The organism is Pumilibacter intestinalis (assembly GCF_943193005.1).
GTDB lineage: Bacteria > Bacillota > Clostridia > Christensenellales > Pumilibacteraceae > Pumilibacter > Pumilibacter intestinalis.
Window position 1 is genome coordinate 1 of record NZ_CALPCH010000045.1, and the last position, 1512, is coordinate 1512.

Below are 1512 nucleotides of genomic sequence, written 5' to 3' on the forward strand. Positions count from 1 at the left end.
TGCGGCTCCGTCTCCTCATCCCTATATGTTTCACCAACGCAAAACGCACCCGCAAGGGGTGCGCTGTGCGTTGGTGGAGCGGTGAAAACCTAAAACGAATTTTTTTGTTCCATTGTTTTTATCCATAGGCTTTTATTTTTGCAATATTCGTCCCAAACTTCTTGTTTCAATTTTGAGGTTGCGCTCAATCCTCTTTTTCCATCCGTAGCCAAATACTTAAAGTTTGCCATACGCATACAAAAAGCACTCGGGTTTAGACCCCGACTTTCGGCTAATGCTTTTGCATCTTTTTTCGACATCTCTTTTAGGTAGGCATAAAGTGCAATTTGCGTTTCTTCTTTCGTCCATTTGTGTTCCATAACTTTTATCTCCTACCACATAATTTTCAAATGTTTGCATTAAATTTTAATAAAACAAATAAACGCTTAACGTAGCGGAGGATAGAAGCTGTTTGTTTGTGATGTAATCTTTAACTCCGCCAATAATTTTTTTGCCTCTTTGATTTCATCGTCGTCTAAAATATTGCTATATGTATCCAATATTTTGTTTAATGCAAATTCGGATAAATTCGAATCAATGATTTTTTTAGCCGCTCGCAAACGCTCGTCTTTTTCGGCAGAACCGTAATTTTCCGAAACATTTACATCGCGCAGAGGCAATAATTTAATTTGCTTGTAGTATTTTATAAAAAATCTTGCACCGCATTTTTCAATGAGCGGCTTATATTGCTTTTCCATACTTTGGTTTTTTATAAAATCGCTCGAATTGTTTTTCCATTGTCGCTTCAATAAAATGTGCATATATATTAAAAATCCATCGCCGATATAGAGCAGTAAGTAAGCCAAAAAATTGTACCCGCAACAGCGTGCAATCGATATAATCAAATATCCCAATTTAACTTCGGTGAAAGAAACAATTATGATTAGCATCAATGCATATATATATGGCAGAAATGTAACGACAATCAACGTTATGCAAATTGCAGCACTCGGTTTTACGCCTTTATAAGGATAATGGTAGCTAACTGGGCATAAAATCCATACAATAAACGGAGCGATTAACATAATTACGGAATTCAAATATTTCTCCGAACCGCCGGTGGACAATATTATAGTAAGCATAAACGTCACAAAAGCAAGGATAACCGAAATGACAGTTAAACGCTTTATTATTGTGAAAGACTTATCTATTTTTTTGTCGTGATTTTTTGTTTGCTTTGCCATATTAAAAACCTCTGTAAAATAAAAAGTGCGCTCCAATACGGAACGCACTCCAACTGTACACTCCGCGATTGTTGCGACACAACTCCGACAACGGGATATGGGAGAGGTACTAATTGGCATAGTACTTCCCATTGTCGTTATTAAGTTGTGTCGCAAATATAATATACCACATTTTAGACTTAAAATCAATGTTTTTATAGGGCAATTTTCCATTTTGGCACTGTGGCGGTTGCTTGAATAAACAAGCGGCTCGCTACGCTCGCCGTCAAGCACCCGCCACAAACCGACA

General features: G+C 37.2%; 2 protein-coding genes. Both read right to left on the reverse strand.

Annotated elements, in window-relative coordinates; translation table 11 throughout:
* Nucleotides 1-89 precede the first annotated feature (89 nt).
* Nucleotides 90-359, reverse strand: a complete 270-nt coding sequence (locus tag NFR55_RS10440) for a hypothetical protein (protein WP_251548851.1) — start codon at nt 357-359, stop codon at nt 90-92.
* Between the two features lie 66 nt (nt 360-425).
* On the reverse strand, nt 426-1512 hold a 1087-nt coding region (locus tag NFR55_RS10445; protein ID WP_251548853.1), incomplete at its 5' end, for a hypothetical protein.

Coding starts and splice junctions, on each gene's coding strand:
- NFR55_RS10440 (WP_251548851.1), bottom strand. CDS start 359: ATGGAACACAAATGGACGAAAGAAGAAACGCAAATTGCACTTTATGCC.